Annotated in this window: 17 protein-coding genes; 8 read left to right on the top strand and 9 right to left on the bottom strand. The window is 51.6% G+C overall.

Features of this window, described 5'->3' with window-relative positions:
• Positions 1-141: 141 nt before the first annotated feature.
• The 6 genes from mgtE to NDI52_RS20480 form a co-directional block, all read right to left on the bottom strand.
• A complete protein-coding gene (gene mgtE / locus NDI52_RS20505; protein ID WP_190770225.1) occupies positions 142-1,488 on the bottom strand; it encodes a magnesium transporter in 1,347 nt (448 codons plus the stop codon).
• Between the two features lie 550 nt (positions 1,489-2,038).
• A complete protein-coding gene (locus NDI52_RS20500; RefSeq protein WP_190770168.1) occupies positions 2,039-6,916 on the bottom strand; it encodes a PAS domain S-box protein in 4,878 nt (1,625 codons plus the stop codon).
• A gap of 88 nt (positions 6,917-7,004) precedes the next feature.
• Positions 7,005-7,244 (bottom strand): winged helix-turn-helix domain-containing protein, encoded by a 240-nt coding sequence (locus tag NDI52_RS20495; RefSeq protein ID WP_190770169.1) that lies wholly within the window; start codon positions 7,242-7,244, stop codon positions 7,005-7,007.
• 506 nt (positions 7,245-7,750) lie between these two features.
• Positions 7,751-10,234 (bottom strand): CPBP family intramembrane metalloprotease domain-containing protein, encoded by a 2,484-nt coding sequence (locus NDI52_RS20490; protein ID WP_190770170.1) that lies wholly within the window; start codon positions 10,232-10,234, stop codon positions 7,751-7,753.
• A gap of 406 nt (positions 10,235-10,640) precedes the next feature.
• The gene (locus NDI52_RS20485) at positions 10,641-11,159 is read right to left on the bottom strand and encodes a photosystem I reaction center subunit XI (RefSeq protein WP_190770171.1); all 519 of its coding nucleotides are present in this window, start codon (positions 11,157-11,159) and stop codon (positions 10,641-10,643) included.
• Between the two features lie 367 nt (positions 11,160-11,526).
• Positions 11,527-12,720: an MFS transporter gene (locus tag NDI52_RS20480; RefSeq protein ID WP_190770172.1), complete on the bottom strand. Its 1,194-nt coding sequence runs from the start codon at positions 12,718-12,720 to the stop codon at positions 11,527-11,529.
• A 240-nt stretch (positions 12,721-12,960) separates the two neighbouring features.
• Here NDI52_RS20480 and NDI52_RS20475 point away from each other — a divergent pair, with 240 nt between their 5' ends.
• Both NDI52_RS20475 and obgE read left to right on the top strand, forming a co-directional pair.
• Positions 12,961-13,686 (top strand): hypothetical protein, encoded by a 726-nt coding sequence (locus NDI52_RS20475; RefSeq protein WP_190770173.1) that lies wholly within the window; start codon positions 12,961-12,963, stop codon positions 13,684-13,686.
• Between the two features lie 145 nt (positions 13,687-13,831).
• Positions 13,832-14,899, top strand: coding sequence for a GTPase ObgE (obgE, locus tag NDI52_RS20470; RefSeq protein ID WP_190770174.1), 1,068 nt, complete (start codon positions 13,832-13,834; stop codon positions 14,897-14,899).
• A 442-nt stretch (positions 14,900-15,341) separates the two neighbouring features.
• On the opposite strand, the gene NDI52_RS20465 is transcribed toward obgE, so the two are convergent.
• Complete coding sequence (locus NDI52_RS20465; protein ID WP_190770175.1) at positions 15,342-15,989, bottom strand: hypothetical protein; 648 nt, start codon at positions 15,987-15,989, stop codon at positions 15,342-15,344.
• A 362-nt stretch (positions 15,990-16,351) separates the two neighbouring features.
• Between NDI52_RS20465 and NDI52_RS20460 the strand changes: the two genes are divergently transcribed.
• The 6 genes from NDI52_RS20460 (at position 16,352) to NDI52_RS20435 (ending at position 22,922) form a co-directional block, all read left to right on the top strand.
• Positions 16,352-16,714, top strand: coding sequence for a hypothetical protein (locus tag NDI52_RS20460; RefSeq protein WP_190770176.1), 363 nt, complete (start codon positions 16,352-16,354; stop codon positions 16,712-16,714).
• A gap of 784 nt (positions 16,715-17,498) precedes the next feature.
• Entirely contained in the window at positions 17,499-18,287 is a 789-nt protein-coding gene (locus tag NDI52_RS20455) for an HpsJ family protein (RefSeq protein WP_190770177.1), read from the top strand.
• Between the two features lie 674 nt (positions 18,288-18,961).
• Complete coding sequence (locus NDI52_RS20450; protein ID WP_190770178.1) at positions 18,962-19,705, top strand: DUF502 domain-containing protein; 744 nt, start codon at positions 18,962-18,964, stop codon at positions 19,703-19,705.
• 159 nt (positions 19,706-19,864) lie between these two features.
• Positions 19,865-20,494 carry a transcription antitermination factor NusB gene (nusB, locus tag NDI52_RS20445; protein ID WP_190770179.1) on the top strand — a complete coding sequence of 210 codons (630 nt, stop codon included), beginning with the start codon at positions 19,865-19,867 and terminating at the stop codon, positions 20,492-20,494.
• A gap of 99 nt (positions 20,495-20,593) precedes the next feature.
• Complete coding sequence (ftsY, locus tag NDI52_RS20440; protein WP_190770180.1) at positions 20,594-22,123, top strand: signal recognition particle-docking protein FtsY; 1,530 nt, start codon at positions 20,594-20,596, stop codon at positions 22,121-22,123.
• A complete protein-coding gene (locus NDI52_RS20435) occupies positions 22,116-22,922 on the top strand; it encodes a 16S rRNA (uracil(1498)-N(3))-methyltransferase (RefSeq protein ID WP_347280040.1) in 807 nt (268 codons plus the stop codon). The genes ftsY and NDI52_RS20435 overlap by 8 nt, the downstream gene beginning before the upstream one ends.
• Here the strand turns inward: NDI52_RS20435 and NDI52_RS20430 are convergent.
• Both NDI52_RS20430 and NDI52_RS20425 read right to left on the bottom strand, forming a co-directional pair.
• Positions 22,912-24,234, bottom strand: a complete 1,323-nt coding sequence (locus NDI52_RS20430; RefSeq protein ID WP_190770181.1) for a Rieske 2Fe-2S domain-containing protein — start codon at positions 24,232-24,234, stop codon at positions 22,912-22,914. The two genes, NDI52_RS20435 and NDI52_RS20430, sit on opposite strands and share 11 nt — an antisense overlap.
• Before the next feature lie 85 nt (positions 24,235-24,319).
• Positions 24,320-24,697, bottom strand: coding sequence for a hypothetical protein (locus NDI52_RS20425; protein WP_190770182.1), 378 nt, complete (start codon positions 24,695-24,697; stop codon positions 24,320-24,322).
• Between the last annotated feature and the right edge of the window lie 203 nt (positions 24,698-24,900).

The raw sequence follows: 24,900 nt of genomic DNA, 5'->3' as shown, positions 1-24,900 counted from the left end.
CACAGCACAAGAATGTCTGAGGAGATTTCTGAGAAACAATATCCCCATTATTTGGAAAAAAGGCGCGGCTTCGCCGCGCCTTTTTTCCAAATAATGGGGAAGTTCTTATCTGGAAATCTCCTGAGTTCCAACAGAATGAACTCACGCCACAATTTTCAACGTCGCAGACACCAATCCCAAAAACGTTAGAAATCCTACGGCATCTAAGGTTGTCGTTAGTAATGGCCCACTGATCAATGCTGGATCCAGATTCAACCGCTTCAAGCCCATTGGCATAAGCGTTCCCATCGTCGCCGCAACAAACACATTGATAATCATCACTGTTGCCGCCACCAGTGCCACCCATCGATCCGCTGCACTCGACCAGATCAACGACAAAATCCCCAAGGCCAACCCCAGCGACAGGGCTGTACCAATGCCTGCCAGGATTTCCTTGCGCAGAATTTTTAATGTATCGTCGGGTGTCACCTCTCCAATCCCCAACCCCCGTACCGTTACCGAAAGGGATTGGATAGCCACATTCCCACTGGTGTTCGACAGAATCGGCATGATCACCGCGAGCACCGGCACCAGGGAAATAACGTTTTGGAAAGGCGCGATCGCACTCGCTGCCCCGATATACAGCACAATATTTGCCAACAACCAGGGCAATCGCTTGCGAATGGTCACGGCTGGAGGTGAAAGTGCGGCTTCGTCTCCACCGGCAACCCCCGCCAGCTTCTGAATATCTTCAGTGGCCTCTTCTTCTAGAATGTCGACGACGTCGTCGATGGTGACAATGCCTACCAGACGATCTTCTCGATCAACCACCGGAAGCGCTAGCAGGTCATAGCGCTGCATGAGGTGTGCTACCTCTTCCTGGGAGGTCTCTGTGTAAGCCTTGATGACCCGACTGCTAGCAATCTCCCGCACCGGGGCTGTAGGAATCGAGAATAGCAGTTGTCGCAGCGAAACAACGCGCACCAGCTTGCGCTCATCGTCAGTGACGTAGGCGTAGTAGATTGTCTCCTTGTCCTGGTCACTCTGCCGGATTTTCTCTAGAGCTTCGCCAACTGTTAACCCCTGTCGCAGCCGCACATACTCCGTTGTCATCACGCGGCCAGCCGTGCCTTCGGAGTATCCCAGAATGGTGGCAGTTGCCTGCCGCTCCGCTGAGCTGAGCTGCTGCAACAGCCGCTTCACGACCGTAGCCGGTAACTCATCAAACAACTCCGCCCGGTCATCCGGGCGCATCCCCTCCACCAGTTGCCGCACCTGAGACGCGTGGAGCGACTCAATTAACGACTCCTGAACTTCGGGGGGCAGGTATTCAAATACATCCGTAGCCTGAGCTTTATTGAGCAATCGGAACGCGATCGCCCGTTCTTCCGCGGGCAAATCCGCAATGTAGTCTCCCACGTCTACAGCGGGGAGATGGTTCAATTCCAGCTTGAGCCGGTTGAAATCACTCAGATCCAAAAGGGCATCGCGGACATCCTGCGTAAGCATTGTCACCTCCTGAGGCTCCTCCGCGTCAGGAGACCCAAGCTCACCCAACGCTAGAGGAGTCGATTTATGTGTCGTATATAAGGAAATGGACTTCGGTCCATACCGGTAATCAACTCAACATCGGTGTCCGATTGGAAACCGCTACGGTCTATCGTAGCTTCTTTTCGGCTAAACTAACCCATCTGAAAGGACGGAATTCATGCAATAAAAGCATCTTGAGCCTCTGATTTATCCCAAAATTTACAGATGAGCAGCCTGAAGTGTATTTCTCAAGCCATAGAGGCTGTATTCATGGAGGTTCACATCCAATCCGGTCGAAGAACTGGAATCAGGGGTCATACGAACTCTGCTTCGTATAGGAATGGTATGTTTTTTGCTGAAATGCCCAGATAGCAAGCGCCTCAGCCAAAAATATACGGCTACTCGATAGGCAGATCCCAGCAGGTTTCGAATGACACCGCAGGTGATGTTTCAGATGCGTAATTGGATGACACGAAGTAACCCTTCTAATTCACCTAATCACACGTCTGGCACACTCCCAAAATTAGCGTTAGCGCTGTACAAGCAACCGTACGCATTGAATGAATTGTTCTGGATCTAGGGGCTTTATAGTGTGTTGCTGATAGCCACTTTCAAGCGCCCGCTGGCGATCTGCATCTCTGGCATATGCGGTTAGAGCGATCGCCGGAATTTGCCCCCCCTGCTCCGGAGACAAAGCCCGAATTTGTTGAATCAGAGAGTAGCCGTCTAAATCGGGCATTCCAATATCGCTGATTAGGAGATGGGGCTTAAAGGTTTCGAGGCTGGCCAGTACTTCCCGTGCAGAGTTGACGGCCATTACTTCGGCTCCATAAAGGGTGAGAAATGCCGCAACCAGCTCACGAGAATCAGGGGCATCATCAACGATAAGGACGCGAATGCCCGTAAAATCAGGTTCCTCCCCAGAAGGTATGTTGGAGGGTTCAGAGTTGACTTCAGTATCTAAGAGGGGCAGGCATACCGTAAAAGTTGCCCCCAACCCTTCACCGGGACTGTGTGCCGTTATCGTACCGCCATGAGCCTCGACTAACTGACGGACGATCGCCAATCCCAGTCCTAACCCGCCAAACTTGCGCGTGGTTGAGGCATCTTCCTGTCGAAAAGACTCAAAGATATGGGGGAGAAAGTCGGGGGTAATGCCTTTGCCAGTATCCCGAACAATCATGTGGACCTGATGATCCACTCGCTTCAACTGAATCTCGACTCGTCCATTGTTGGGGGTGAATTTGATCGCATTCGACAGCAGATTCCAGGCGATTTGCTGAAGGCGTGCTGCATCACCAGACACCCGCCCAATTTGAGGTAACACCGAATGAATCAGGATGTTTTTTGCAACGGCTGAGGCCTTCACTGTACCAATGGCAGCTTCACTGACAAACGCCAGATCGACTGGAACCATTTCCATGGTGAGTTTGCCACGCAGAATTTTAGCAACGTCTAATAAATCATCGATCAGTTGGGCCTGAAGTTTAGCATTGCGTTCAATAGTTGCCAGGGCTTCAGCCGTTTTAGCTGGGTCAAGCGTGCGATTTTGTAATAGTCTTGCCCAGCCCAAGATGGGGTTGAGCGGGGTTCGTAACTCATGGGAAAGAACCGCCAAAAACTCATCTTTAATGCGGTTCACTCGCAGAAGTTCTTCGGTCTGTTTCTGAAGCGACGTTAATAGCTCAGAACGTTCCAGGGCGATCGCAATCTGGTCACAAATAGCCTGGAAGAGAGACTGTTCAGAAGCAGTAAATTCAGTACGAGTGAGACTACCAAAACTGAGTGTGCCAAATAACCGTTCCCCAGCCAGCAGGGGTTGGCAGGCACAGGCTGTAGCTCCTAGCGATCGCGCCAGCTCTAATTTGGGATCATGCGAGTGCTGAATATCATGCTGCACGATCTGGCATCGTTGTTGTGCAACAGTACCACATACGGCTTCCCCCAGTTCTAGCCATTCAATTTGTTGAGCAACGTTTTCTGGAATACCACCATAAAAGGTTAGATGTAGCTTCTGCTGTTGTTCATCCAGGATGTAGTTGAGATAAACATCCAGACCCATTTGGTCTCTGAGTTTATTAAATACCGTTTCAATTAAGGTTAACGGTTGGGTGGAAGAGAGCAAATCACGGGTTGTTTCATACAGCAGTTGAATATGATTGCTGCGCTCTTGCAAAGCGGCTTCGGCTTGTTTGCGATCGCTCAAATCTAGAATAAATGCCACTGTCTCTTCCCGGGCCGCTCCAACCAGGGAATAGCCCAATAGCACCGGAATTCGGCTGCCATCTTTGCGAATGTATTCTTTCTCATAAGGGGTACAAGCTCCATGGGCTTGTGCTTCTGCGATCGCCTGCTCATCTAGCACCAAATGCTCTGGAGGCGTAATGTCAGCCCAACGCAACCGTCCTGTCTGTAAGTCTTCTCGGGTGTAACCAACAATCCTCAGCAATTCATCATTCGCATCATGAATGTTTCCATAAATATCACCGTAGAGCATCCCAACCACATTCGCTTCCACGAATCCTCGCAGTCGCGCTTCATTGGCAGCCGTGATCTCTTCAACTCGTTTTGAGTCATGAATATCTACCGCGCAACCAAACCATTTCTCAATGGTGCCTACACGATTGCGTTGAGATAATGTGCGGAAGCGATGCCACCGATATTTGCCGCCTTTGCTGCGGTAACGCACTTCGCCCTCGAAAATATTACCGGTCTGGCAACACCGCTCCCACTCGGGCAAAATTCTGTCCATATCGTCTGGGTGGAAAACATTCAACCAGCCCAAGCCCAACAGTTCCTCTGGGCAAAGCCCTGTGTATTCGCAGAAGCGCTCATTCACGAAAATATTTTCACCCGTTGGCAGGGCAACCCAAACGATGGCAGGTGCTGTGTTGGCAATGGTGCGAAACTCAGCCTCGCTGACGCGTAACGCTTCTTCTGATTGTTTGCGAGCGTGAATGTTTTCGGTTGTACCGTACCAACGGATAATCTCGCCCTGCTCATTACGGCGGGGTAAGGCGCGCGATCGCATCCAGGTATAGGCACCATCTAGGAGTTTAACCCGGTGTTCAATATCGTAAGGTTCGCCGGTTTCAATAGAACCTATCCACGCAGCCTTCATCGCAGGCAAATCATCGGGATGAACAATTTGCATCCACCCAGTTCCGAGCACCTGAGAGCGTGATATGCCAATTAGATTCAGCCAGCGATCGCTGCAATGGGTTAATTCCCCCGCAGGGTTCGCGTTCCAGGGCGACTGTGGGCTGAGTTCTACGGTGTAGCGTAGATGTTCTTCCGATTCGCGCAATTGTTCTTCTATTTGTTTGCGCTGGGTAATATCTTCGGAAAAGATGAGAACACCGCCAATCTCTCCATTGTCGAGGTACCAGGGATGAACTTCCCAGCGCAACCATTTCACCGAGCCATCCGCCAGAACTAAGCGGTCATCGTCACATTTTTCAATAGCACCGGTTAATCCTTGTTGGTGGGATTGTTTCCAATGCTCCGGGAGATTGGGAAAGAATTCGTAGTGAGAATGCCCGAGGACTGCATCAATAGAACCCAGATGATAAGCATCGACCCAGCATTGGCTAACCGCAAGGTAGTGCATGTTGCGATCAAACATCGCCACCCGGATGGGCGCATATTTGACAAACGACCTTAACTTCTGTTCACTTTCCTGCAAAGCTAATTCTGCTCGTTTGCGCTCACTGACATCTACCGTTGAGCCAACTATCCGAACAATCTGGCCCTGCTCATCTCGAATCAAGCATCCCCGTTCCCAGACATCAACCCAGTGACCATCTTCATGGCGCACCCGATACTCCTGTTCATACAGGTCCGTTGGGCTGGTTAATAAGGCAGCCCACTTCTCCTGCAACAAGGCCCTGTCGTCTGGATGGCATCGTTCATGCCACCAGGTTAGGGTCGGTGGAGCATCCTCCGCACGAACCCCCACCAGATCCAATAGCTTTTCAGAACGGTACGCGTGATTTGTGAGTAAGTCAGTATCAAAAACCAGGCCATCAACCGCTTGTAAGACCAGACGGAGTTGCTCCTCTAAGCGCTTCTGTCGATCAATATCGGTCAGGGTGCCAATCCAACCAATGGTTTGTCCCTGGCTATTACGCGTGGGCACTGCCCGGCTGATGAACCAGTGATAAATCCCGTCATGCCGGCGGAGGCGATATTCGATATCAATGGGTGCTCCACAACGAACAGACTGCTCCCACTGCCTCAGGGTGCGATCGCGATCATCCGGATGAAGGGCGCTAACACAGTTAAGGCCCATAGATTCTGCTTCGCTCAACCCAGTGTAATCGTACCAACGCTGATTTACGTAATTAATCACTCCCGTTGCATCTGCCGTCCACACAATTTGAGGCATGGCTTCTGCCAGCTCTTGATAATGGTAGTGGCTAGTTTTGGAAATAATTCCTGCTGGTTTAAGTTTAGAGGTATCTATATCGAACAAGGTTCCTAGTTCAGGAAACTGCTGCATTAAATCCTGAGTTAGGGTGTGCTTTAAAGCTTGCTTTAAAGGTTGTTCTTCCAAATGTTTTGCATATGAAAAAACAACCTTTAAAGCAGATCGGAGTTGTTGAATGGTTGCGTCAGATTGTTCTTGCTGCCTAATCGTTTCGGTAATGTCACGCCAGGAAGCGACAAAACCATCATTCAGCTTACTTGCTCGAATATCAAAGGCCCGAGTTAACTGTCGTGCTCCATACGTGTCTTCGTAAATGAGCGACTTTTTGATCAATGGTTTTCCAGTATCAACCAACTGGCAGTATTCATCAAACAACCCTGATTCTCGGTGCTTGGGCAATACCTCACATAACCCTCGCCCAATTTGCATTTCTCTGGGCATCTGGTTGTTTTCACAGGCTGCTTTATTGAGATAATCAATTCGAAAATCTACAATTTGCCCTGCATCATTGCGGATTGATGAAAAGATGCCAAAGCAATCCAGCATCGTCTCAACGGACGTTCGAAACTGATTCTGGCATCGTTGCAGTTCTTGTCGTAACTGTGCATTTTCAACAGCATCCCGCAACGCCAGTCGCAACTTATCTGGAGTGATTTGTTCCTGAACTAGATAATCCGCTGCCCCATGTTTAAATGCCTGTACCGCAGCTTCAATATCTCCATGACCAATCACGACAACGGGTGGGCAGTTTTCACCCATCTGTTGCTTCAATTGATTCAGGTAATTAAGGCGATCGCCTCCCGAGGCAGATACCTCCAGTAGCACCCCATCAATCCGCTGAGATTGACATGCTGCCAGGATGTTAGATTCCTGTTGCTCGGTTAGAACGGTAAAGGTTTCATCCAGCTGTAACGGGTATGCATCGCCCTCATTCGAAATGTTGTCGATGACCATTAAAATTTGGTAGGGCTTTGGCATACTCAGCATCTTCAGAGGCCACGGCAGGTTAAACAGAACAGAATGATGACAACGTCAAGCAGAGTAACCCTACTGCCCTGGTTGCGGGCTACTTGCAAAGGGATTGAGAGCGCCACTCTCGGACAGAAATCATGTCGGGTGTCACCAACTCCACTGCTTGCAGCACTTTCAAGACCTGACGAACGCTGGATTGGCTAAGTTGCGTGTGTTGGGCGATCGCCTCTACGGTCATTGGGTGCTCTGTATTACAACAATCCAACACCTTGAGTGCCGACTGATAGGGCTGTGCTAAGTAAGGACGGATTTGATATTGCACGTCGCGCGACAAACTAGAGTGAAACCAGAGTAAAAACGAGCTCGCAGACCCTATCTTGCTCAAACTTGAGTGGTGCATAAGGAGCTAAAACAATAGAGGCTTCTTAAAAACTGCTTCATTGTTACCCAAGGTGGGCCAATTAGACCCAAGGTATTACACGGAGGGACTCAATATATCTATCCAAAGGCGGACAGAGGCATGAGCAAAGCACCTATACCCAAAAGAGAGCGGGACGAAATCCACCACTCTCTTTAGAGGACAAGCTACCTCAGATCTTGATTAACCTGAGTTCGGGTTAAGGGCGTTTTCGAGTGCCGCGCGTTGCGCGGCACTCGAAAATGCTCATTTTGGCGTGCGCTTTGCGCACGCCAAAATGAGCACTGCAGCTTATCCCGAACTGAGGTTTGATTACGGCTATGCAGCCAGTTGGCGCAGGACCTACGTATTCTTAGTGTGTAGTTTGCGTCGTACACCACACACAACAAAATATAGCGAGCTTGCGTAAGCTCTATAGTCCATCAGTGCGCCGTTTTTTTAGGCTGAAGTTGCTGGTAGCCACCCAATAGTAGAATCCACACAGCCACTACCGCCCAGTGAAATAGAACCAGCCCCATCAGCGAACCTGTAAACCCATAAAGTGCTGTACAAGCAATTCCTAGCAGTGTACACAGCAGTAGAAATGGTTTGCTGAAAAATAAGGGATACCCGGCATGGTAAAACATACGGGCATTCAAAGGATGGTAAATCACATAGACAAACAAAGCCAGGTTTGCCCATAACCACCAGGCCAGGTAAGACATCCCTTCCGTTGGGTGAGGCAGGATGAGAATTCGTCCAAACTCTTCAACCAGAGCGGGAAGAAAGAAAATGCGCACCAGTAATATCGCTGTTTGGGGAGGGGTGAGCCCAGCATAGGTAGGCGTCAGGAACCCGGTGTGAATGCCGATCGGAATGGCGATCGCCGCATACACTCCCAATATCAGCAAGAACACCGCCCATTCATGGAACCGGAAGGGCGCCAGTACTGCCCCTAGCAGACGATTCAGCAATTTTGAGAAGACGGGCAATTGCCCCAATGCCATCGTTGGAGCCACCGGTTCAATACTGGGGTCAAGCCCACCTACCTGATCGGTGCGGAGGAACCAGAGTTGTGCCCCTGCATTTAACAGAATTCGACTGACTTCATCATGGGCCTGGCGAGGGAGAATGGAGCGCCAGCTTAGCAGCGCGTTTCTGAGCGTTGACTGACGGCCCAAATCGCCAGATCCACTAATCCCGGCTAAAAACTCCGCATTCTTCTCCCAGTCTGGGCGCACGACCCCTCGAGGCACCAACAAATCATTCAGCACCTTTCCTAGCTCCACGACGCGTTGAAACCGACGTGTTTCCGGATCCTGAGGATGATTCTTAATCCAGTTGAGAACATCGGGCCGCTTGAGGATCTCTTGCTGAAGCCGAGATAACGCGATATAAAGCGCCTGGCTAGAATCCTGCACACAGGATGTGGCTGGGGTTACAGCAGCCAGCCCAGTGCCGTCTCCGGTTCGGTAACGGGCTGCTATAACCTGGGTTTGCAGCATCAGTTCCCGCAAAATTGACACAGGTACTTCCTGATCGCCAAACTTAAACGGACGAGCCAGAGCATCCAACTTAATCACGATGTCAGACACCGGGCGGCTCCCCATCCAACCTCGCTGCAAGTCGCCCATATAGGCTGTCCAATCCAAACTGCCAGATACAATGCCATTTGTGTTATTGGCATAGATCTGCTGGTAGGTCATATCAAATTGCAATTCTTGGGTCAGCGGCTCCCGCACAACCTGGGCGATGCCATAGGAATAGTGCCCAGTAACGGTCCATCCCATCACAGGATCGCCATTTTCGCCACCGATGCCACCAAACAAGTGAATGAGGAGAGCCTGGTCTCCTTCCTTCCAGTCAGCGATCGCCTTCTCTGCTTCCCGATGCACCGGGTCCAGCAATACAGTATGCAGGGAGCCCTTGCGCTCAGCCATATCCCCCCAGTTGTGCTGGCTGATGTAGGTACGGCCCCGCCGCTTGCCCAGCAGCACTTCACCAGGGGCCAATTGGACGAGCGATCGCGGTTTAATTGCCTGTACGGTAAACATTCCTCCCGCATCAAAAGCCCCATAGATGTACCAACCGGCCCGGCCTGCCGAAGAACTGGCTAATTGATGGGGGGTTGAGAAAAATCGCCCACCTGCATCAGGGGGTTGCTGTGGAATCCGAATCACATCCTCAGGCCCATCGAACTGTTGCGTTTGAGGATTGTAGTGTCGTACTCGGTAGAGCTCACTCTCACACAACCGTTGCTTGACCGGACACGTTGCCGGGCGCACATTAGGCTGCTCCGTTTCGGGAGCTACAATACTGACCAATCCATACATCCGTCCCGTCACCTGTACGGGTTCGCGTTCCGTCCGAAGGACGGGTTCTCCCGCAGTGTTGGTCGTCAGCTTGACGGTGCCCAGGCTGGCTTCGAGATCATTATTGGGGCGAGCACCTGCCAGCGATTCCAACGGCCCAACCCGCCTCCATCCATCCAGACGAGTAGGAATTAGATTTCCCATTCCTTCAAATTGGCGAGCGCGATCGCTGAGGCGGACGTTGGTGGTGACGATGGGAGGGTAGTTCTGGGCAAAGGAAGAATCCCCCCATTCCAGTTTCACGGTCTTCCCAATCAGATCTTGTGAGTCTGGCGGAGCCTGATGCACTTCAAACCAAACCCAATCTGTAGCCCCTCTGGCCCGAAGTTCGGGCAAAATGAGGCGACCCACCCAGGGTTTTATTGGACGGTAGAATTCTGTTTTTGCTCCAGTGGGAGGGCGAAGCGGATAGTGATCGGGGCGGTTGAAACCTGCTTCCTGGCTCAAGGCATAGCTGGATCTCTCTGTAGCGTTGATCGGGTGGGCAAATAGCAGGATGGCGATCGCCACCCCCAGTCCCAACCCTACCCATCCCCAGACTGAGCGACGTTTCATCACCAAGAGCTTCCAGTAAATACAGGCTGGACTTCATGCTATCCCACCCACTTACCATCCACCCTCTAAAGTCCGTTAAATGTAACCATTGACGGTTGCCTTTATAGACGAAGTATACTGATCTCCCAGGTTCATAGAGGCTTGCACAAGTCTACCCTGTTGAGTGCATTTTTACTGTATGTGATGTGCACCGCAAACCACACACGATAAAAATTGTGTAAGTTAGGAGGTTTCTGCATAAGAATTTACCCAGAATGTTGGTGCTTTGCCCGCGAAGCGGGCAAAGCACCAACATTCTGGGGGTAATTTCATTACTGGAAATCTCCTTATGCTTCAGCGCAAGATATCTAAAAAAGTGCAGGAACCCAATAGGGCTCCTGCATCAAGGAGATTGATATCTTTAGATTTAGAAGGAGAGCAAGCCCCGAATGGCTTCAAAGTTCGACAGGATCAGGTAAGCAAAAACGGCACTTCCTGCGGCCCCAATAAAGAAGCCTCCTGCATACTCATTCCAGCCTTCCCCTGTATTCAATGATTCAGGAGGACGAGGGGTGGTAATCGTGCGGGTTGGATGGGGAGGATTGCTGGCCCCATACAGAGAAATGGCGAGAGTAGAAATAACAATTAAGCCGATCGCCGATAGCAAACCCGCTAAATCTGCACTGTCAGTATCCCGCAGAGGGCCAAGCCAAGCGAAGGGACCAACGAGCCAGAAACCATGCGCTAAGCCAACTTCTAAACCTCTTCGCAAGGCAGATATTCCCTCACGATAGGCTGGCAAGTTATTAATATAAACTCGTGTGAAATGAGAAAAGTTAATCGGTGTTGCTAAATTACCGACCTCAGGTGTAGCGGCAGAGTGAACGACCTCACGATTTCGGATGTCATTCGGATTGTCATTGTTACGAGTAACAGCTTGTACCATACTAACCTTACCCAACATTATTGAGGTTGTGAGCATGATACGGGAGCCGTACTACAGCAAGCCTCACCCCAAAGGCACATCAGAAAAGCCAAACAGCTCATGCATTAGTATTGGATGAGGCATTTCTCCAACAGTGCGAATGCTTATCTAGAAGTGAGTTTGCACAAAGTCTGAAGCTACCAGAAAACTTTTTAAAGAGTTTCTTTTTCTACTTATATCAAACCGGGGGCATCCCACTTTTGTAAGTGAAGCGGGCTTCGCCCGCTTCACTTACAAAAGTGGGTTTCCAAATGCCTACTGGCCACAGAAATTACTTTGACAATTCTCATGGAAGTGTAGAGCACTGCACACTTCCATGAGAATTCTTTTAACGCAAGTGAACGCCTTGCAACCCTCGTTGGCGTTGCCGCATCAGCCATAGCACGGACGCCATCGCCACCACCAGCGCTGGAATAGCAGCATAGTTCAACGTTACCCAACCAAAGCGATCTAGCAGTTCACCTGAAAGGTACGTGCAAAACGCCACAAAGGTGTACATCAAGAAGTCATGAGTGGCCTGAGTTTTAGCCTTCTCTGCGGGGGTGTAGGTTTCCGTAAGCAACGTCGTTGCACTGACATACATAAAGTTCCAACCGACGCCAAGCAAGGTCAGCGCTAAATGGAAATGGCTAGTGCTATCACCCATCAAATTGGTGCCAACACAAAGCAGATTCAATACGGCCCCCAGCAACAGCATCGTTAAGACGCCAAAGCGAGTAATCAAAAACCCTGTGAAAAACGACGGCGCAAACATTCCCAAAACATGCCATTGAATCACAGAGGCAGCAGAAGGAAAGGGATGCTGCATCGCCACCATGGCTAATGGGGTAGCGGTCATTAAAAACGCCATTACACCGTAACCTGCCATGCTTCCCACTACGGCCACACCAAAAGCGGGTTGTTGCATAATTTCTGTCAGCGATCGCCCCCGCTTCTGCCGCTCCGCTACCGGCAACGGCGGAATCTTCACCCCCAGCAACACCAGCACTGTGGGAATTTGCAACGCTACAACTACCAGCAACGTACCCGCAAACATGGCGTTCGAAAACCATTCGCTGGAGGCGATCGCCATCCCAGGCCCCAATAGGGCTGCCAGTACACCCCCGGCAACCACAAATGAGATCGCCTGAGGGCGGAAAGACTCATCGGCGGCATCGGCAGCCGCAAAACGGTAATACCCGGAAAAGCCGCTAAAAATACCAATGGAAAACAGCCCCAGGCTGAAGAGGGGAAAACTATTGATGAGAATGGCGTAGGCGGCGATCGCCCCTCCCACCATGGCAAACCCCGAGCCAACCATGAAGCCCAAACGACGACCCACCTGCCGCATCAGCATGGAAGCCGGAATGGTCGCTAGCATCACGGCCACTTGCATTAAGGCAATGGGCAAGGTTACCAGCACCTTATTATCAGTCATCTCATTGGCGGCCAGTGCTGCAACCGTAATCAGGACGGTCATCGTGGTCATGGCTAATGCCTGACAGAGCACTAGTAGGGCAACATTTCGCTTTGCCGGGTTCACAGTTCTCCTCCAAACGGAATCTCTGCACTGTATCGACCTGGGCTGTGCCTGGCTTCCCCCGCCTGGGTGACAGCCTATCACTTTGATAACGGGCCATGGGGCTATTTCCCAAATTCTGGCCCTTATGGCTGTATTTCGACGTTAATCGACATTTTTAAGATTCGTAGCATCCACCGGGCCCAACCGGGGACTCGTGATAAGGTGCTCCGATAACATTGTCATTCCAGGAATGAGCCTCCCATGCCTGATTTTCGCAATCAATCAATCCTTGGAACGCTAATTGCTGTGGGGATCGCGATCGCCCATCCCCTCACCGTCATTCAATCTGCCCAGGCTCAAGCCCCGGCACCTGCACCCAACCCATCTGCATCACCTTCTCCCGCAGCGGCTCCTCCCGCAGCGGCTCCTCCCGCAGCGGCTCCGGCCCAAGCCCCGGCACCCACGCCAACTCCCGCCCCAGCAGCGACTCCTGCTCCCCGAGCCGACCTTCCCCTTGTAGAACGTACAACCTACGTGGGCACCTGCCGCAGCAGTGGGAGCACGGCACTACCCGTTTATTCCAGCTCCACGCTGGGTCAGACCGTCGCGACGCTTCAACCCTACACCCGAATTGTGCTGACGGGAGTTCTGGGAAATGGCACCGCCCAAATTTCAAACCCTTCCTTGGGATGGGTGCGATCGGCAACTCTATTAACCGACTGCGACGCTGGTGAGGAAACAGGTGGACGAGGTGCTTGTTATCAAGTGGCTCCTGCTGTATTAGCAGTACGGACTGCCCCCTACGGTAATCTCATTGCTTCGCTGGCCCAAAATCAACGGGTCTATGCCACGGCTCCCCCAAACCGTCAAACCACGTCTGATGGCCGTATCTGGTTGCAAGTCTTTTATAACCAAACCTCCAATCTAGGTTGGATGGCTCAGACCGGAACCGGGGGATTGGGAGCTAATTTGGTGAGCTGCCCCTAACAGTGCTTGAAAAGCTGGTTTTCGTGGATTTTACCCACGAAAATCAGCTCTATCATTCTGTCTTCTGCCTTCCGCCTTTCCCCACACCTTCTGCCCAATAATCGCCTACCATCAGATCAGGAAGTTTGTTGGATGGCGATCGCCCATGCAGTTTATTGATCAGGCAGAAATTCAAGTTCAGGCTGGGGATGGCGGCGATGGAATGGTGGCCTTCCGGCGTGAAAAATATGTACCTGCTGGAGGGCCAGCGGGAGGAAACGGTGGGCATGGTGGCTCGGTGTATCTGGTCGCCGTTGAGAATTTGCAGACCCTATTAGATTTCCGTTACGCCCGCCTCTTCAAGGCTGATAATGGCAAACGGGGCGGCCCCAAAAATATGACGGGGCATTCGGGGGGCGATCGCATCATTGAAGTACCGGTAGGCACCGTCGTTTACGATGCTGAAACAGACGAAGTGATCGGTGATCTGGTAGCTAACGGCCAGGTTCTGGAAGTGGCTAAGGGCGGAAAAGGTGGACTGGGTAACCGTCACTTCCTCAGCAACCATAACCGCGCTCCAGAGAAAGCGTTACCGGGTCTACCGGGCGAAATGCGCATGCTTCGTCTGGAACTGAAACTATTAGCGGAAGTGGGCATCATTGGTCTGCCCAATGCTGGAAAATCGACGCTAATTTCATCCCTTTCGGCGGCCCGTCCTAAAATTGCTGACTACCCCTTCACCACCCTGGTGCCTAACCTGGGAGTGGTTCGTAAACCCACCGGAGATGGCACGGTTTTTGCCGATATTCCTGGTCTCATCGAAGGAGCCCATGAAGGTCTTGGCTTGGGCCACGATTTCCTACGGCATATCGAGCGGACGCGCGTGCTGTTGCACCTGATCGATGCCACCCAGGAAGACCCCATCGCCGCCTATGAAACAATTCAGAATGAACTGGAGGCTTACGGTCGAGGGTTAAGCGATCGCCCCCAAATTCTTGCCCTGAATAAAATCGACGCCCTGGCATCCGAGCCCGAGCAGGTAGAGGCGATCGCGGCTGAACTCCGCCAGCGCACCGATGTTCCCATCTTCACCATCTCTGCTGTTGCTCGTATCAACCTGGATACCCTCATGCAGGAAATCTGGGACACCCTGGACCGGATCGCACCTCCGCCAGTGCCTGCTGAGGAACCCGACGCCCTCACACCTGCCGCCGACCTGGAGCTTTCCTTGTAAAAAAGCTGTGGATCTGGATTGATGAAGTACATCAGATAGTGTGTAGTGACACTACCCGATGTACTTCATAAATTTGAATACCGATACAACAGTGGTCACAGAGCTTGCATAACCTTACGCCATTTGGTTAAGACAGTTTTTTGAAAAGCCTCCGGGTTCTGAACGCCCAGCGCTATCGCAATTCGCAAGTGCGTTAAGTACACCACCGTTCTTAATCAACGTGCACAGCGCTATATACCAAAGCAAGCCCGTTGCTGGGAGCTATGAAGATGGGATGTGGAACTGCGGTTCCACATCCCATCTTCATAGCTCCCAGCAATACCCAAGAAAGAAGGGCAGCGTATTACGCCACCCCCTTCGATTGGTCTGAATGTCCTAATATTGGCTAGAACTGCCAGGTGAACAGCGATCAACTATCAGTGCAACGATCCGGCAGATTGAGCTATTGCCCCATAAAAGGCTGAGAGGGCTGATCAGAAGACGGAGAAGGTTGCACAGAAGGTTGTCCCAACGGATCTCCAATGGAGGGCTGCCTAGAAGGTTGCTCGGTTAGAGGGCGGAAGCTGGGTAAAACGTTGCGGGGGCGATCGCCTGCCGCAATACAGCTCTCCATAGCCACATCTGTGGAGAAATCAATCTCTTCCCGAAGCCCCACAACACAGTTCGCAAAGCGTCTGGGCAACAAGCTCCGACGGCAATTATCGAGCACATTAACTGCGGCACTCGTGCCATCAATACCGCGAATGTCATTGAAGCACCGAGCCATTTCATCAGGACGGCGCACACGGCGGCACGCATCCAGCACCGCCGTTGCGGTTAAGGATTCGTTGTCGATACCTGCCACACAATCGGCAAGGTTCTCAGGGTTGAGGGCAACACCACAGGCCTGGGCCGCTTCTTCGGGTGTAATGCCTTCGCCAATCAGCCCTGCCGCGCACTCACGGTAGTCCCGTCGGGGAGGATCCAGGTCATAGCCAAAATCATAAAAAATTGCACGCGCTGGAGGTACCACTAGAACCGTCAAAGTGGCAGCAGCGAGGGCATAGGACGCATATTTGCTGAGGGGCGATCGCCCACCCACTGGTTTCATAGACAATCTCCAAAGGGGACTGAACAAAAACTACGGCAAAAATGAGGGCACCGCATCACCCAACCTGCCATTTACTTCAGCATCTTATCGCAACACCCTGAATAGTTTTTTGAACTATTTCTCACGTTCACCGTTATAGCTGTACTCACATCTTGGACCTTCTCTAAAACCAAAACCCAGAACTGCTGTTTTTTCGTCGCTTTGCAACGAAAAAACAGCAGTTCTGGGTTAGAGTTTGTGTGAACAAAACCGATGGCTACGCTACTATGGCTGGAGGACAGTCATATTAAGAGGGCGACACCTGACCATTGACCAGGGCTTTTCCCTCAAACCTATGTCATCGTTGACTGAGAGCCGATGAGATGAACATTCGCGCAGAACTCAATCGCCAGCGCGTCAAGCATATTGTCAGTAGCTATCAACTAGATGGCGACGAATCCGTTTCTTTTGGATCTGCTTTAGACGAGTTGCTTAGCCGCTATCCTCACGGTCTCATTGAATTGGCTCTAGTGGAAACCCTACTGGATGTTTGGATTACGGTGCCCCTGGTGCGAGGAATGTCATTCCTCAAGCAGGTACAGCAAAAGCTCCGGGTTTGGGAAGAGCAGCCCATTTGCAGTACTTTAACTCCCGCCCAGTTCAGCCAGATTACAGGTTTAGACCCTTCGCCTATTTTCGGTTCTGGTGAACTCCCTCCTTCCTGCCCAATTCAAGCACCCTCTTAACCATAAATTTGAGATAAACCCAAGGGCCCATTTTGGCATGCGTAGAACGCATGCCAAAATGTTTTTTTTCAAGAGGTGCAATCAGTTTGGGTTAGAAGCTATTTTGGCAGCAGTACAGAGTACCACTCTCAAAAACAACTATTGGTGTGAAACGCCTCCTAAGCTGGTGGTCTGTCAATGTTCAAGCGTGGGGTAACCCCCAATTGAACATGAAATTTGAGGAGTTTTTGAGGGGTCTGCGCCCCCTCAAAAACTCCTTGACAGAGTACTAGGCACTCTAACTTGTACCGAACTAACATAACTGGACTTACACACAATAGGAATGCACTGAATATAAGGAGATTGCGTAAGTCCTAACCTCAGTTCGGGATAAGCTGCAGTGCTTATTTTGGCGTGCGCTTTGCGCACGCCAAAATAAGCGTTTTCGAGTGCCGCGCGTTGCGCGGCACTCGAAAACGCCCTTAACCCGAACTCAGCTGTCCTAATCAAATCTGAGTCGGTCTATTTCATAGAAGATTAATTCTAGAAGCTCTAATATGCAGGGCTTCTAGAACTAACCTTGATTTACCTTTGGCAGCAGGGCACTAGCAAGAGTGCACCCCACGTTTGCAAATCTGAAAACTAAAAAAGTGGGATGCACCCATCACCAAATCCGGTTATTTAACCGGATGTCCTATAACGCTGAGTGAATGCGTTATGCAAACTTCCATGCCGAAGACAGCTTCCATGGTGTTTAATGGCCTTTGGGTTTTCTTATAGCCCCTTATCGCTAACGGATACTTTCATGACATTGACCAACTCTCCTGGCAATCGCCCCATCGCCGCTTTAGCCGCCCTGGCCATGCGAGTAGCAGGGATCATCATCATTCTTTCGGTTCTGCTAGATTTCCTCATCTCACCCTGGCCCTACCAGTTGGGCGAGCGAGCGTGGCAACTAGCATTCGCGACCCAACTCGTGGATCGGGGATTGGTGCCGCTCGTAGGTTTGGCCTTAGTATTTGCCGGCTATTGGCTGGAGACGTCATTAAAAGACACAAAATCGGGCCGTTCACTCTGGCAAACTGTGCGGTTTTGGGCCGCTGCTTTGGCCTGTGTGCTGGGGGCCATATATCTCGTCATGTTTCCCCTGCACCTGAATAATGTGCGGTTGAACAACATTGATTTACAACAGCGCCTGACCCAAGAAGCACAACAAGCCGACACGCAACTTCAGCAACGTATTTCCCTGGCGGTACAGCAGCAGCGGGCGCAAATTGGCCAGCTGGTCAGTGCCAGTGATGAGCAATTACAGCAGGCCGTTCAGCAAAAATTGATTAGTGAGCAGGATGCCTCTCTGATTCGAGGTTTCAAAGAGAAGCCTGAAACTCTAGACCCTTACCTTCAGGAACAAGCTCAGAAGCAGCTTACCCAGGAGCAAGCGCGGATTAAAGAGCAACAAACAAAGGCAGCAGATACAGCCCGTTCAGAATCCTTAAAGTCTGGCTTACGGGTTGGTCTCAACAGTTTGCTCCTTGCCATTGGTTACATCATCATTGGGTGGGTAGGTTTACGCCTGCTGCGACAGGAATTTTAGTGTCTACTCAGCAGAGTTTTGGTTCCAGAAAGGAGGGGCGCAAAACGCCCCTCTTTGCTTTTTCCAGGAGGAGCACACAAGGCAATGCTGTGCAGCCTAGAGCCCATTTTCAAAAACAGGTCCATATTTCAATTACGTGATTGCCAGGGGTGAGAGGGGTGCTTAGCGTCCCCACCCCTGGCAATCACACGCCCAAAACAGCAGCAATTCTCATTTTGAAAGCCAGCCCAAAAACTGCCCACCTTTAGTGAGCAGTTTTTGGGCTTCAAAGCCAAGAGTGCGTGCCCGACGGGCACGCACTCTTAGCTTTGAAGCCCATACTGAGAATTGCTGCCAGAACAGCTTCAAAGGAGGAGAGGACCCCAAATGTTAGTTATGATACAGGTAATGTCTTTCGTGGTCTTGAAGGAAGACGGTTGAGAGCGTATGGGGCTCTACCCTTAAATCCCTTGCAACATTTCTTTACACGCTTTAAAACTATATACAGCTTCTCTTTTTAAGGAATCACACTTTCCTCCTTTGAGAGAATAGCTCCCCCTTTCGTGAAATCAGATCCCGTCTTTGTGAGATCACAGCCTCATCAATATCCTTTGCGATCCCCTTCACGGTTTTCGCTCGTCCCTATACTCTATCCATAAGGCAAACACCCATCATCTAGAGGGAGATCTGTTAGCTTGTCCGTACTGCAACGCCTAAAGCAAGATTTGAAGAACGACCTGATTGCTGGGCTTCTGGTCGTGATTCCTCTCGCCACTACCATTTGGCTAACCATCACTATTGCCACCTGGGTTTTTAACTTTTTGACCCGGATCCCCAAACAAATTAACCCATTCAACGAAATGCCTCCATTTATGGGGGATTTTTTGAACTTGGTGGTTGGGCTGACGGTTCCCCTCGGCTTTATTCTGCTGATTGGCTTAATGGCTCGCAACATCGTAGGGCAGTGGTTCCTGGATGTCGGTGAAAAGGTACTGCAAGCCATCCCCCTGGCGGGAGCCGTATATAAAACTCTGAAGCAACTACTAGAAACCCTACTGCGGGATTCCAGTGGTCGGTTCCGTCGAGTGGTATTGGTTGAGTACCCTCGCAAAGGCTTATGGGCTTTGGGCTTTGTCACTGGGAGCACCGCACCTGGGATTCTGCCTCACTCCTCCGGCTCGATGCTGAATCTCTTTATCCCAACAACACCCAACCCAACGACAGGTTGGTACGCCATTGTGCCCGAGGACGAAGTGTTGAATCTCTCAATGTCGGTGGAAGATGCCTTCAAAGTCATTGTGTCGGGTGGCATTGTAGGGCCCAACCTCTCGGCGGCATTACCCCCCGGTTTACCAGAAGGCCGTCGGCTAGAATCAGTATTGGAGCCATCGGTGGTTGATTTACGGCAAAATTATGCCCGTCTGCCTGAGGAAGGCTAGGGATTCTGGTTCAATAAAGATTGCTGTCTTCTCAACCAGTGAAGCCAGGATACCCATTCGTCGGTATTTTGTAGAAAGCTTAGGAGCATAGAGCTTCTAAGCTTTAAGTGTCTACTGGTTACCGAACTATCACCCTATTGTTGTTTCTAAATTTAGACTATGCAAGCTCGTCGTATTGCCCGTGAATTGGCTCTTTTGAGCTTGAGCCAGTTGCCCACCAATCCCGATAAGTTACAGGCTCAGGAGTTGCCCCATATTCTTCTAGCCGCTATCCGTACCCTGACAAGTGAAGTGCAGGATGCCCTCGAAACTGCTGGAGGCGAATTGGAACGGGCAAGCGATCGCCTCCTCAGCAGTGAAATTAACGCCGCTGACTTACAAAGTGCGCGTGAAATGGTTAAAGAGGCCGTCGAACAAGCCAAAAATTCTGTCAATCGTCTGGGTATCGCCGTTGATCTGCCCGAGTTCATTCAACTGGCTAACCAGCAGGAAGTCCGAGACTATGCGCTCGATCTCCTCACGACAGTTCGGCAAGAGCGGGAGACGATCGACACCATCCTCGCCAACGATATGGTGAACTGGCAGATGCACCGCCTGCCTCGCATTGACCAGGACATTCTCCGTATCTCTGTAGCAGAGCAGAAATTCATGGGCGTTCCCGACCGTGTGGCGATTAATGAAGCTATTGAACTGGCGAAACGCTATAGCGGCGAAGAAGGCCATCGTTTTATTAACGGGGTCCTACGGCGAGTCAGCGACAGCAGCAGCAGTCGGCCATCCGTCACTTAAGCTTGCTACTACCCTGCTACCATGAAGGTTGATTTTGCATCATGTCCAATAAGTGCAAAATCAACCCTAACGCTATGTCCGTGGCTGTATTGAGGTGCTATGTCGTCGTTTAATTGGTTTAATCGGCAATTTACCGACTCCACTCCCGCCCCTGAGGAGGCAGCCTCTCAGCCATCCGAGGCTCCCCAGACCGATGCCCCAGCGGAAGTATCGCCGGAAGACTATTTGAAGTGGGCCAAAGCGGCTTACAAGAATATCCAGAAACGGCAACAGGAGGAAGTAGCCCCCGAAGCTACGACGTCCACAGAAGCAGAAGCTCCGGCTGCTGAGCCAGTCGCGGCAGAGGTGGCTACTGATGTCGCTTCTGAAACCGAGCCAGTAGAGGCACCCAGTACTGCTGAAGTTACTCCGGTGGTCGAGCCTGTAGCTGCGGTTGAAGCAACTCCCGTAGAGGCAATAGCTCCAGAACCGGCTCCTGTTCCTGTAGAACCTGTCCTTCCCCTGTGGGCTAGAGCTGAGGCCGAGCGTCAGGAACGCCTGGAGCGTCTGAAAGCTGAAGCCATTGAGGAACCCATTGCTGAACCCGTCGCGGCTCAAGCCACTACCGACGTTGCCGAAGCCGAACTCGACGAGAACTTCTTGTGGTCGGCACGGGTGCTAGCAGCCCAGGGACGCCGCGCCGATGAAGTAGACCTGGAAGAAATTACCTGGCTGAAGCGCCTGCGTCAGGGGTTGGACAAGACCCGTCGTAACTTGCTCAACCAGCTACGGGCTATTGTGGGTCAGGGGCCGCTGAATCAAGATGCGGTGATGGAGATCGAGGCGCTGCTATTGCAGGCCGATGTGGGCGTTGAAGCCACCGACTACATCATTGAAGCATTGCAGGCGCGTTTGCGTGAGGATGCGCTGCCTCCGGAGGATGCGATCGCCTACCTCAAACAAATCCTGCGGGATATGCTCGACAATCCCGGTGGCAAACCGGCCAACCCCACCTTCGCTCCCGAGAAAGAAACTCTCAACATCTGGCTGATGACCGGGGTAAATGGTGCGGGCAAAACCACTACCATTGGCAAAATTGCCCACATTGCGCAGAAGTCCGGCTACAAAACCCTGATTGGGGCAGCCGACACCTTCCGAGCTGCGGCTGTAGAACAGGTGAAGATTTGGGGCCAGCGCAGCAACGTGGAAGTCATTGCTAACCCCGGCAAGAACACCGACCCGGCAGCGGTGGTGTTTGATGCCATCAGTGCCGCCCAATCTCGCGATGTCGAGCTGTTGCTAATTGACACCGCAGGCCGGCTGCAAAACAAGAAAAACCTGATGGATGAACTATCCAAGGTACGCCGCATCATCGACAAGAAAGCCCCCGGTGCCCATGTGGAATCCCTGTTGGTACTGGATGCGACCCTTGGCCAGAACGGTTTGCGGCAGGCAGAAGTCTTTTCAGAAGCAGCCAATCTAAGCGGCGTCATTCTGACCAAGCTAGATGGCACAGCCAAGGGTGGCGTAGCCCTGGCAGTTGTGAAGCAACTGGGCTTACCTATTCGCTTCATCGGAGCCGGGGAAGGCATTGAGGACTTGCGCCCCTTCTCCAGCTATGAGTTTGTGGAAGCGCTGTTGAGTGGCTAAAGGTAACAACGCAGGGGCTAATCCTCAGGATTGGAGCCGCTTGCAACGGGTGGCGATCGCTCCCTCTCAAATCCACTCGACTGAACTTCACCTGAACGACAAGCAGATCCACTACCTGCAACGGGTTCTGCGATTACAGGTAGGCGATCGCTTTGTTGCCATGGATGGCCTTGGCCACTGGTGGGTAGCTCAACTGGAGACAGTGAGCGATCGCGCAACCCTTCTAGAATCCTTACCCGTTGCGAATGAGTTACCGATTCCCATAACCCTGCTCGTGGCGATGCCCAAAGGCAGCGGGATGGATGATATTGTTCGGCAATGCACTGAGTTGGGTGTGCATACCATTGTGCCGGTGGTGAGCGATCGCACTCTTCTCCAACCTAGCCCCCAGAAGCTAGACCGCTGGCGACGCATTGCCTGCGAAGCCGCCGAACAATCCGAGCGGCAAATCATCCCGGCTATTGACAAACCTCTTGCTTGGGCCGAAGCCCTGTCCCTGGGCAATCCTGAGCAAGACGCTCGCTATCTCTGTGCGGCCCGGGGAAATTCTCCCTTGTTATTGAACGCATTGACTCAACAACTTGCCGACAGTCCCAAGCCCACTTCGATTGTGCTGGCCACTGGGCCAGAGGGTGGGTTTACAGCAGGTGAAGAGGAGTTGGCGATCGCTCACCAATTCCAGCTCATTTCTTTAGGACGGCGTATTTTGAGGGCGGTGACGGCACCGGGGTGTGCGATCGCTGTTGCGGCAAGTGTTCTGGAATCGACTATGGGTTCAAAACAAGGCTTCAGCGTTTAGCGTGGACATAGTCTACATAGTGGAATTTGGGTTCCAGCCAGTACTTTAGAGCTGCATAAACGCCCAATCCAAAGAGAGCCGTTAAAACTAAAGGCACACTAATTCTCAGGCGCAATTCATCAGGCATCACAGCCGCTACTGACAAGACAATAAAGAAATAAGCCAGTAATCCTGCCTGTAAACGATGCACGTTTTTCAAGGCCTGACGACAACTTCCGCAAATCATCGTGTGTTGATGGTAGCGATCAAGGAGATGTTGGCGATCGCGAGTTTCTAACGAAATCGCCACATCTGCTCCTTCCCAGGGCAATTGCCCCTGACCATATTGATCGAGCCACCGACGAAATTCAATCACCATTCGATCGGCACTGGTGGGCAGCTTGTAAGCCGTTTTCCAGCTTTCCGTGTGAGATCGTTGTTGCAAATCTCGTTCTTGATAGTGCAGCAAAACCATATCCCCATCCAGCACCAAGTTGCGCACAGAGACATGGTTCCACCAGCGGGGCACCCAATCGTGTAGGCGCTTGGCGAAGTTACGGGGAAACTGGGCTACAATTCTGGACTTGCCCGGAGAAACGGGGATGCAGTAAGTAACTAATCCAACCTGGCGATCGCCACCCAGGTTAATGGCATATTCCAGATGGCAGGGCGGTGTGAAGGTGATGTGAGTTTCAAAACGACCCTCGGTTTTTGCTTCTATGCAATCCTGGGCGGATTTGACAATCTTGATAGGGACTGGACTGGCCTTATCCCGGTTGCCCTGTACGCCATGATGGGCGAATGGGACATGGGAGGGATCAGAAACGTTTTCAACTAACGTTTGCCAGTCATATTCCAGGTCACGCACCATGGATGACCAGACAAAGCCGCGATCGGCATCCACCTGGGGCGAAAGGGGCAAAGGGTGGGAGGGGGCGATCGCCGCCGATTCGGCATCGGGCCAAACCCATAGCAAACCATTAGCCTCCTGCGTAGGCAGAGTCGTTGCACAATAATGTTCGCGGTTCTTCGCAATCAAATCAGGGTCGTCTGCCTGAGGAATATGGGTGCAAACGCCTTCAGCATCGAAGAGCCAGCCATGATAGCTACACATGAGCTGCCCCGTCTTCTCATCCACGCGTCCTTCACTCAGGGGCGCTAAACGATGCGGGCACTGGTCGAGAAAAACACAGTAGTTTTTTGAGAAGTGGGGTTTCCATACAACCAGCCTGCGCCCCAGCAAAACGACCGATGTTGGACAGTCAGGGTCGAAGTCTTCAATCGGTGAAATGGGGTACCAGTGTTGAAAAAAATTGAATGTTGAATCTGTCATTTAAACCTCTTGCGTACTTATCTACCGCAAGCGCAAGAACTGAATGGATCGATTATTGACGATCTCTGTAAAACTCTGAGTAGACTTACCCTTGAATCAGCTGATCGAACAGGCGGGCGAATAGTTCGTAGCTCAGTACGAGGAGTGGAAAAGCCAGACCAGCCAAACCAAACCAGGCTACGAGCCGCCATCCCAAAACGAGTAGGTTACGTATTGTTTTATTGGGGCGTTGGCGATCGCGCGCTATCCACATCGGCGACAGTGCCAGTAGAAATGCCCCCATCACCCCAAAAATAATGCTCAGAAGAAACCATCCCTGATACCGAGTGCCGGGCTGAATGATACCCGCTCCCGGGAAAAGGGCAAATGTGAAAAACTCCAGTCCGAGCCAGACACCCAGGCCCATGAGGAAATCACGCCGAAAGGTTTCGCTAAGTGCAAACAGGCTAGGAGACTTAGTCATAGGATTCTTCCTGATGCAAAGAGTGGCGTGTTGGGGATTGGAGCCCTGCTCCAGGGTAACCGTGATTAGAATACCACTTGTCTAAAATAATTCCTTCAGGACTTACGTCAGCCCAGCAATTCTCAGTATGGGCATCAAAGCCAAGAGTTCACGCCCGTAGGGCGTGAACTCTTGGCTTTGATGCCCGAGAACCGCGCGCCAAA

Source organism: Leptolyngbya sp. PL-A3 (genome assembly GCF_039962325.1).
In the GTDB taxonomy this organism is placed as follows: Bacteria; Cyanobacteriota; Cyanobacteriia; order Elainellales; family Elainellaceae; genus Vacuolonema.
Note: the sequence above shows the minus strand (reverse complement) of the source record. Positions and strands in the feature narration are given on the sequence as shown.

Bases quoted from the DNA above. Each gene is read 5' to 3' on its own strand.
- mgtE (WP_190770225.1), bottom strand. From the start codon at position 1,488: ATGCTTACGCAGGATGTCCGCGATGCCCTTTTGGATCTGAGTGATTTC.
- NDI52_RS20500 (WP_190770168.1), bottom strand. From the start codon at position 6,916: ATGCCAAAGCCCTACCAAATTTTAATGGTCATCGACAACATTTCGAAT.
- NDI52_RS20490 (WP_190770170.1), bottom strand. From the start codon at position 10,234: ATGAAACGTCGCTCAGTCTGGGGATGGGTAGGGTTGGGACTGGGGGTG.
- NDI52_RS20485 (WP_190770171.1), bottom strand. From the start codon at position 11,159: ATGGTACAAGCTGTTACTCGTAACAATGACAATCCGAATGACATCCGA.
- NDI52_RS20475 (WP_190770173.1), top strand. From the start codon at position 12,961: ATGCCTGATTTTCGCAATCAATCAATCCTTGGAACGCTAATTGCTGTG.
- obgE (WP_190770174.1), top strand. From the start codon at position 13,832: ATGCAGTTTATTGATCAGGCAGAAATTCAAGTTCAGGCTGGGGATGGC.
- NDI52_RS20465 (WP_190770175.1), bottom strand. From the start codon at position 15,989: ATGAAACCAGTGGGTGGGCGATCGCCCCTCAGCAAATATGCGTCCTAT.
- NDI52_RS20460 (WP_190770176.1), top strand. From the start codon at position 16,352: ATGAACATTCGCGCAGAACTCAATCGCCAGCGCGTCAAGCATATTGTC.
- NDI52_RS20455 (WP_190770177.1), top strand. From the start codon at position 17,499: ATGACATTGACCAACTCTCCTGGCAATCGCCCCATCGCCGCTTTAGCC.
- nusB (WP_190770179.1), top strand. From the start codon at position 19,865: ATGCAAGCTCGTCGTATTGCCCGTGAATTGGCTCTTTTGAGCTTGAGC.
- ftsY (WP_190770180.1), top strand. From the start codon at position 20,594: ATGTCGTCGTTTAATTGGTTTAATCGGCAATTTACCGACTCCACTCCC.
- NDI52_RS20430 (WP_190770181.1), bottom strand. From the start codon at position 24,234: ATGACAGATTCAACATTCAATTTTTTTCAACACTGGTACCCCATTTCA.
- NDI52_RS20425 (WP_190770182.1), bottom strand. From the start codon at position 24,697: ATGACTAAGTCTCCTAGCCTGTTTGCACTTAGCGAAACCTTTCGGCGT.